We start from the raw sequence: 8,397 nt of genomic DNA, 5'->3' as shown, positions 1-8,397 counted from the left end.
TCGCCGAGCTCGAAAGGCATCGGACCGGTGTGGAACACGACTCCCGCGCGGAAGTCCTGGCCAAGATGGTCACGGAGCCACCCGAGGTGACGGGCGTCCCGGACCGTCGGCACCGAGGAGGCCCTGATCTCAATTGCGATCACCTGGCCTCCTCCGAGGTCTATGACGACATCGACCTCCTGACCGTCACGGGAGCGGAGGTGGTGCAGCCGGACGGGATCACGCTGTTCCCCCACCGCAAGCACGTCCCGGGTGACGACATGATCGACGTAGGCGTCCAGCCAGGCGAGCCGCGCGGGTGCGCTCAGGTTCAGCGCGGCTTCGGGGAAGCCGCTCCTCAATGCGAGGTCGACGTAGTCGTCCAGGCTCGGGGGTGTGCCGGCGATGCTCAGGCGCGAGATGTCCGGGCCCAATAGCAGATCGAGCAGGCCCGGCTGATCGATGGAGCGGGTGATCTCCCGTTCGGTGAGCCCGTGCAGCACCAGCCGGACGACACGCCCCGTTCCGGGCCACTGGCGTGTGGTGAAGTCGGCTTCGACGCTGCCCGTGAGAAGGAACCGGCCGGGACGAGGGTCGTCATCGACCGCCCGCTTGACCGCGCCCAGGACCGCCGGCACCTCCTGCCACGCGTCAAGGAGGACAGGCTCATGGGCGCGGCGCGGCGCGGCGCCGCGTCCGGATCCGCGGCGACCGCAGGGTCGTTCAGCCGCAGAACGACCCTACACATGGGAGTGATCAGTCACGATCTGTGTCTTCGGGGCGGAAAAGCTGGCCCTGGCGTGTGCGGCGGTAGCGCACATGTCTGCTCCTGGAGCTGCTGCCGACGATTTCGACCAGGCCTTCTTCTCGCATGATTTTCAGCCACCGAAGGACGGCCTGATCACCAAGACCGGTTCGTGTGACGAGCTCGGAGCGCGAAAGAGCCTTGCCACCGAGGGCGAGGAGCAGTTCCGGTCTGCGATCGGCCCGGGCGGACTGGCTTTTCGCCGGCGCCGTTCGCCAGGACAGCTCGTATCTGGCCCAGCGACGGCTTCCGATCTGCGTGACGAGTTCACGAGCGACCAGATCCTGCAGTTCGCTGGTGGCGACGCGGGAGTCGACGCCAGTCGCGTCGCGGTAGGCGCGGTTGTCGAGGAGGCCATCCTGGCGCAACAGCGCAAGCGCGATGCACTGGCTGTCGGTCAGGCCCTTTTCCTCCAACCCGCTGATCCAACCGACGGCCTCCTCACTCAGCAAGGTGTGGTTGGGCAGGACGACAGCGAAAGACGAAATTCTGTCATCGAAATCCGGCGGGCTCATGCCCGCGGCAAGCAGCGAGTCGCGCATGGCACGAATGCCCGACCCTCGGTTCTCACAGACAGCGCGGGTCTCACCAGGCAGTGGTATGTCCTCGAGAATCTTGATAAGTGCGGCGTTACGGGCCGAGGAGATGCCCTCCTCACCAAGGCTGTCGACCGTGACGGGACCGAAAAGCCCACCAGGATTACGGACCACCAGACGATCGGGGTACATCTCGACCTGGACCTGGGTACCTCGGGCGCCACTGGACAGGTCACGATGGACCAGGGCGTTGACGATGACTTCGCGCAGCGCGGTCTCGGGATACTCCCAGACGTCCTGCCGGCCCGCACCCGCGATGACCGCCCGGCGAGACATGTTCCGGCGGACGACCGCCAGTGTGTCGCGGACCATGACCGGGACCGAGCCTTCCAATGTCACATTATCCAGGAATCTCTCGGTGGACCGGCCACCGGTCTCGGTCGGGTAGTGGACGAACGTGACCACAAGTTGCGGGAAATGCTCCTGTGGATACCTGCCCAGCGCAAGCAGCCCGCCCAGCGAGACCACATCATCGCCGCCGTCTCCGGGCACAAGAACCTTGGCCCGACGCAGTACCGCCAACCGGTCCAGATCCTGGAACGCATATGGCCTGCTGATCCTCAGTCGTGCGATCAGCGCGTCGACGCCGACCGCATCTAGATGATCGATGCTGGCGCCAAGGACGGGCTGCTCGTCCTCACGGGGCTGACCGCGTGCGGACAGCATCATCTGGACCTCATAGGCCGACAGCCGACGATCTCCGTCGCCCACTCTGACGTAGCTGCCCTTGGTGATGCCGGCCCCACGCGAGTAGCAGGGCTTCTGAGCGGAGCCGAGCTCGGGGACCTCGGCGACCAGAACCTGGGCACCCTCGAAGTCATGAATCTTGATCAACGGCCGCAACGGAGGCTCCATGTCCTCGGCACACATGCAGCCGAGATCAGCGGCAAGCCTCGCCGGATCGGGAAGCCCCGTCGCGGCGAAGCCTTGGGTTTCGTCCAGACCGAGAACGATCATGCCGCCTCGCGTGTTGGCGAACCCCGAGAGGGTCGCACGCAGCGATTTCGGCAGCCCGCCCTGCGCCTTCTTCACCTCCACATCCGCGATGTCCGCACCGATGGCGCGAAGGTTGTCGACGATCTCCGCAAGCTCGGTGTCGAGCATCCGCCCTCCTCACCGACCAACATACTAGCTATCATACTAGCTATCATACTAGCTATCATGTTAGCTAGTATGATGAGCCTTGGTACCAGCCGTGGCGTGACGGGTAGCGGAGGCATCCGCCCGCTGATCCAGCCGACAGCCTTCTCACCCAGCAAGGGCCAGCGGTTGCCGCCGCTCGACGCCCCCTACCCCGCCAGGACCGTACTGCCACCTCATATCGGAGCGTGGGCAGGGCTTGCGGCACATCTCGGCCGATCGTCTTCGGCTGACGGTAGGCTTGTAATCATGGCTGACACGCGTGGAGCGCCGACGTCCCGCTATCAGCGACCCTATGCCGTCGCGGGGAGCCTGGACCTGCTGCGCGGGCCGTCGTCCGGTGTCGTCCGGCTGCCAGCGCACCTGGACTGGTCCGGCAACGCCGAGTACGATCTTGACGCTCCCGGCAGGGTCGTCGACCTCTACCGCGCCGTCCTCCTCGAGGCGGCCAGCCCACAGGACCTCTACACGTACCTGAACGCCGGGATGCTGCGGCGCCTGTGGGCGTTGCTGTGGCTGCCGGCGCAGCTCAGGAGAGCCTGGGAGCAGAAATTCCCGGTTCTCGCCGAAATCAGCCGGGTCACCGCCACCGCGTAGGCGCAGGCATGGAGCCCCGACACGAAAGGATCACGAAGATCGCTCTGGCTGCCGGGGAACGGTACGGGCTCGCGCTCGCGGGTGGCTATGCGGTCCAGGCGCACGGGATGGGCTCCCGCCCGAGCGGGGATGTCGACCTGTTCACCAGTTGGCAGTGCCGTAACGAGTTCCCGGAGTTGACGTCGGCGGTCGTCTCCGCTCTGGAGGCAGCCGGGTACGTGATATCGATCGCCATGCGGGCCGAAACATTCGCTCGGTTGATGGTGGCCGACCCGTCCGACGGTACGGCCGAGAAGGTCGAACTCTCTGCGGACTGGCGGGCACACGATCCGATTCAGCTTGATATCGGGCCCGTCCTGCATGCGGACGACGCCATAGCGAACAAGATGTGTGCCCTGTTCGGACGCGCCATGCAGCGTGACTTTCTCGATGTCGATGCCGCCATCATGAGCGGTCGTTACTCGCGTGAGGACCTGCTCGAACTGGCCGCCGCGACCGATCCCGGCTTCGACCCCCTGATCTTCGCTGATGCGCTCGGCGCGCTGACACAGATCACCGATACGGCGTTCGCCGAGTATGGCGCCGACCCCCGTGCGATCGCCGAAATGCGCCAACGGTTCGCCGACTGGCGGAGGCGTCTGCTTGCCGAGAAGCCCGGATTCGGCTAACCCGAGCCGGCCAGACCGAGAACCGCTCGGGTACGCGACCTACCCTCACGGATCGCGATCTCCCACTGCTGATCATGCCGAACTATCGGTCATGCTAGCTAGCATGACCGATAGTGAAGGAATGGGTACCTGACGCTGATCTTGCCGAGATTGTCGACAACCCTCGTGTCATCGGTACGGATATCACAACATATACCGTGGCCGGTACCGGCGCCGCACACGTTCCGTATTCACCGGTGCTCCGCCTGACGGTAGCTTCCGCGTCCAGTGATTCACGGCGGCCGATGGCCGTGCCCTTCGCCGTCGTCGCCGGACCTTGCTTTCCAGCGGAAAGATTCGGAGCCGCCGCCCCGTGGCGCGGCTCGAACAGGCGCTATCGGGGGGTGGCGGGCTCGGCCAGTGGTGTGTAGGCGTCCGGGCGGCGCGTGGTGAGGAACGGGAACAGGTCGAGCCAGTCACGTCTCTGGTCGAGGTCGAGGTCGGCGACGAGCACGGCGGGTTCGTCGCGGGGGGCCTGCACGAGAACCCGGCCGTAGGGATCCGAGATGAACGAACTGCCGTAGAAGGTCAGCGTGCCTTCCGAGCCGATCCGGTTGACCGCCACCATGAAGGTGCCGTTGGCGATACCGTTCCCGACGATGACCTGCTGCCACAGCGGCCGGGTGTCGAATCCCGGGTGGTCCGGTTCGGAGCCGATGGCCGTGGGATACACCAGGACGTCGGCACCGGCGAGAGAATAGGCGCGGGCCAGCTCCGGAAACCACTGGTCCCAGCAGGTGGGGAAGCCGAACCGGGCCGCTCCCAGGCCGAGGACCGGATAGGCCGCCGGCCCGGCGGGTCCCCCACGGAAGTAACGGTCCTCGTAGTAGCCGGCCGTAACCGGAATGTGCAGCTTGCGGGTGCGCGCCAGCAGCGCGCCGTCCGGCGCGACGGCGATGGCCGTGTTGTAGCCGAGTCCGTCGTCGCCGTCGTCGCCGTCGCCGTCGGCCCGCTCGTAGAGCGAGGCGTGCACCGGGACGTCCAGCTCCGCGGCCAGCGAAGCGGCGAACCGGCGCGTCGGCCCGTCCTCGACGCTCTCGGCGAGAGCCGCCGGGCTGTCCTGCGGACGGACGTCGGCGAAGTACCGCGACAGGGTGAGCTCCTGGAAACAGATCAGCTCCGCTCCCAGCTCGGCCGCGATCCGCGCGCCGTCACGCAGCGCCGCCGCGTGTTCGGCCGGGTCGCGATGCCAGCGCTGCTGTACGGCACCGAGACGGAACGGGGGGCGGGCCGGAGGGCTGACGCGCGCGGGCGACGTACGTGTCCCGATACTGGTAACCGTCAGCATGCGTCGATGCTCCCATGCCCCCGGCCCCCCTGCTCCCGCGCTGCGCGGCTGCCATCAGGACGGAGGTGAGCGTCTTGTCGCGACGGATGCCCGCGGAGTGGGAGCCGCACGCACGCACCTGGATGGCCTTTCCACCCCCCAGCGCCACGTTCGGCCCGGAGGGCTCCCAGACGCTCGGCGCGGCCCGTTCGGCCTGGGCCGGCGTCGCCCGGCTGGTCGCCGGGTACGAGCCGGTGACGCTCGTCGCCCACCCCGGCCAGGGCGCGGTGGCGGCGCGGCTGGCCGGGCCGGGTGTGCGGGTGGTGGAACGGGAGCTGGACGACGCGTGGATCCGCGACACCGGCCCGACGTTCACCATCGAGGACGGGACCCGCCTGGGGGCGGTGGACTGGGTCTTCAACGGCTGGGGCGCCCAGGACTGGGCGACGTGGGAGGCCGACGCCGGGCTCGGGGCGGACCTCGCCGTACAGGCCGGCGCGACACCACGCCGCTCGGCGCTCACGAACGAAGGCGGCGGTTTCCATGTCGACGGGGCGGGGACGGTGCTGCTCACCGAGACGGTGCAACTCGACCCCCGCCGGAACCCGGGCTGGAGCCGGGAACAGGTCGGGGCCGAGATACACGCACAGCTTGGCACCCGTCACGCGGTCTGGCTGCCGCGTGGTCTGACCGCCGACTACCACCGCCTCGGCACCCGCGGCCATATCGACATCGTTGCCGCGTTCACGCCGACCGGCCCCATTGCCGTGCACGCCCAGCCCGATCCCACCCACCCCGACCACGCGGTAAGCCACGAGCTGACCGCCCTGCTGGGCGCGAGCAGGGACGCGGCGGGCCGCCCGCTGCACGTCGTCGAGATCCCCGCGCCCGCCGTCCTGCTCGACGGGCAGCCCACCAGCTACTCCTACATCAACCACTATGTCGGCAACGGATTCGTCCTGGTCGGCACCTTCGACGACCCGGCCGACCAGCGCGCCCTGGACCTGCTGGCCAGGCTGTATCCGGGCCGGCGGGTGGAGACGGTCGACGGGCGGGCCGTCTTCGCCTACGGCGGCGGCGTCCACTGCATCACCCAGCAACAGCCACGCGTCACGCGATGAGGACAACGACCACCGGCAGGCCGTCACCCGCCAGGTCGGTGGCTCCCGTCCGCAACCGTGGCTCAGCTCGGCTCAGCTCAGCTCAGTACGAGCGCGAGGGCGGCCAGCCCGGACACCACAGCCGCCAGCGCCACGCATCGGAGCGCCCCGGCCGGGCTCGCCCGGCGGCTGCTGACATCGGCCATGTCCTGGTGGTGGCGTCTCGATCCGGTCAGCCATGCCGCCGCTCCAGCGCTGAGCGCCCACGCACCGGCCGTACATCCCAGCGGACGATTCCCGTGGCCGCAGGAGACGTGCAGGAGCAACGCGCCCAGGCCGACGAACGCGAACCCGGTGCGCTGCCAGGCCAGGTAGGTCCGCTCCGGCTGTGTCTCCCCCGCGGCGCGGTCCGGCACCATCAGCCGATCGCCGCAGGCCCTGGGGCCGCCCGGGGTGGCGCCGCCGTCGGCAGGGCTCACCGTGCCCCTCGGCTGGCGACCAGCACGAAGATCAGCGCAGCCGTGCTCACCAGCGCCACGCCGGCGGCGAGCAGCCGGGGCAGTCCCGAAACCGGCAGCGGCCGCCGCTCCCGCATCGCCCGTTCGACGATCACCCATCGCCGGTAGCTGGTCGCCGCGACGGTAGTGCCGAGTATGATCAGCGGTACGCCCAGAACATGCCGGGCACCGGGGACGCTGAACTCGGGCACGACCTGGACCACCGCCACGCCGCCCGCGAGCAGGGCGAGCGACGTGCGGATCCACGCGAGGAACGTCCGTTCGTTGGCGAGGCTGAAGCGGACGTCCGGGTCCTGACCGACCAGGCCGACATCCCCCAGCCGGGACCCGTCCCTCGACCGGCGCCCATTCCTCGGACGGCACCACCACGCGCGCGCGGACCACGCCCGTCGGGACGGTAAGCGACCGCTCCCATGCCCGTCTTCGCCCGCGCCCACCCCCTCACCGTACTGGTCGAAACGTCGCCGCCCAGGTACGCCGCCGGCCCCCCGCGGCGGCGCTGGCCGAGGTGAGACTGGGGGCATGCCGACGTTGCCAGCGGATCTGATCGCCGCACTGACCGCGCCGCTCACCGGGCTGGACGCCGAGCTGGCCACCCGCTTTCCCGGGGATCCGGGCAGCTCCCAGCCGGTGCACACCTGCTACGTGCCGGCCGACCAGGTGACCGCGACCGTCGTCGACGACTGGGCCGCGGCCGCCCGGGCCGCCTTCGGCGCGCACGCCGGCGAACCATCCGGCCTGGCGGCGGCGACCGGCGTCCCGGCGGCCCTGGCCGGGCGGGTCCACGACCATGTCCGCCGGGTGCTCACCGGCTCGCCGGTCGCCGACCTCCGGGTGGATCTCGAGGACGGGTACGGTGTCCGCGCCGACGCCGAGGAGGACGCCCACGCCGTCGCCGCGGCCGAGGCACTGCGCGCGGCCGCCGCCGCGGGCCGGCTCCCGGCGTCCTACGGGCTGCGGCCGAAGTCGCTGGACGCGGCCGTGCGCGCCCGCGGGCTGCGCAGCCTGGACCTCTTCCTGACCGCGCTCACCGCGGGCGGCACCGCCGCCGCGCCGCCCGGACTGGTGATCACCCTGCCGAAGGTGAGCGCGCCACAGCAGGTGAGCATGTTCGGCGCCGTCCTTGAGGAGCTGGAGGGACGCCTCGGGCTGGCACCCGTACCGCTGGAGGTGCAGGTCGAGACCCCGGCGGCGGTGCTGGCGCTGCCGGCGGTCGTGGCGGCGGGCCGCCCCCGCCTGCGCGGCCTGCACGTGGGCACCTACGACTACTCGGCGGCGCTGGGGATCAGCGCCGAGCATCAGGCCGGCGACCATCCGGCGGTGGAGCTCGCCACCGCGCTCATGCAGCTCGCCGCGGCCGGCACGGGCGTGCGGGTGGCGGACGGGTCGTGCAACCTGCTGCCGGTCGGTGACCGCGCCGCGGTGCACGCGGCCTGGCGGCGGCACGCCGAGCTGATCCGCCGGGCCTGGCGGCGCGGTCTCTACCAGGGCTGGGACCTGCACCCGGCGCAGCTGGTCTCCCGGCACGCGGCCGTGGCGTCCTGCCTGCTCACCGGCCTGCCCACCGCGCTGGCCCGGCTGTCCCGCTGGGCCGCTACCGGCGCCGCCGGCGCCGGCGCCGGCGCCGTCGGCGGCACTGTCGCGGCGCATGCGACCGGTCCGCTCGCGACGATCGGCCCAGCCGGCCC

At 70.1% G+C, this 8,397-nt stretch carries 9 protein-coding genes; 4 read left to right on the top strand and 5 right to left on the bottom strand.

Going from position 1 to position 8,397, the window contains the following annotated elements; translation table 11 throughout:
• Both NBW84_RS19775 and NBW84_RS19770 read right to left on the bottom strand, forming a co-directional pair.
• Positions 1-617 (bottom strand): DUF4143 domain-containing protein (locus tag NBW84_RS19775; protein WP_250286310.1); only part of this gene is annotated, 617 nt, incomplete at its 3' end.
• A 118-nt stretch (positions 618-735) separates the two neighbouring features.
• Positions 736-2,484: an ATP-binding protein gene (locus tag NBW84_RS19770; RefSeq protein ID WP_250286308.1), complete on the bottom strand. Its 1,749-nt coding sequence runs from the start codon at positions 2,482-2,484 to the stop codon at positions 736-738.
• Between the two features lie 285 nt (positions 2,485-2,769).
• Here NBW84_RS19770 and NBW84_RS19765 point away from each other — a divergent pair, with 285 nt between their 5' ends.
• On the top strand, positions 2,770-3,117 hold the full coding sequence (locus tag NBW84_RS19765) for a hypothetical protein (protein WP_250286307.1): 348 nt from the start codon (positions 2,770-2,772) through the stop codon (positions 3,115-3,117).
• A gap of 8 nt (positions 3,118-3,125) precedes the next feature.
• Positions 3,126-3,785 (top strand): nucleotidyl transferase AbiEii/AbiGii toxin family protein, encoded by a 660-nt coding sequence (locus NBW84_RS19760; protein WP_250286304.1) that lies wholly within the window; start codon positions 3,126-3,128, stop codon positions 3,783-3,785.
• A 373-nt stretch (positions 3,786-4,158) separates the two neighbouring features.
• Here NBW84_RS19760 and NBW84_RS19755 read toward each other — a convergent pair whose 3' ends face one another.
• Entirely contained in the window at positions 4,159-5,112 is a 954-nt protein-coding gene (locus NBW84_RS19755) for a nitrilase-related carbon-nitrogen hydrolase (RefSeq protein ID WP_250286302.1), read from the bottom strand.
• A gap of 14 nt (positions 5,113-5,126) precedes the next feature.
• Here NBW84_RS19755 and NBW84_RS19750 point away from each other — a divergent pair, with 14 nt between their 5' ends.
• Positions 5,127-6,212 (top strand): agmatine deiminase family protein, encoded by a 1,086-nt coding sequence (locus tag NBW84_RS19750; RefSeq protein WP_445548289.1) that lies wholly within the window; start codon positions 5,127-5,129, stop codon positions 6,210-6,212.
• A gap of 77 nt (positions 6,213-6,289) precedes the next feature.
• On the opposite strand, the gene NBW84_RS19745 is transcribed toward NBW84_RS19750, so the two are convergent.
• Positions 6,290-6,670, bottom strand: coding sequence for a DUF202 domain-containing protein (locus NBW84_RS19745; protein ID WP_250286298.1), 381 nt, complete (start codon positions 6,668-6,670; stop codon positions 6,290-6,292).
• Entirely contained in the window at positions 6,667-7,146 is a 480-nt protein-coding gene (locus NBW84_RS19740; protein WP_250286296.1) for a DUF202 domain-containing protein, read from the bottom strand. Before NBW84_RS19740 ends, NBW84_RS19745 begins: the two co-directional genes overlap by 4 nt.
• Before the next feature lie 85 nt (positions 7,147-7,231).
• On the opposite strand from NBW84_RS19740, the gene NBW84_RS19735 reads away from it, so the two are divergent.
• The coding region (locus NBW84_RS19735) for a DUF6986 family protein (protein WP_250286294.1) at positions 7,232-8,397 on the top strand (1,166 nt) is incomplete at its 3' end.

It is taken from the genome of Protofrankia sp. CiP1_Cm_nod2, assembly GCF_920664355.1.
GTDB lineage: Bacteria > Actinomycetota > Actinomycetes > Frankiales > Frankiaceae > Protofrankia.
Note: the sequence above shows the minus strand (reverse complement) of the source record. Positions and strands in the feature narration are given on the sequence as shown.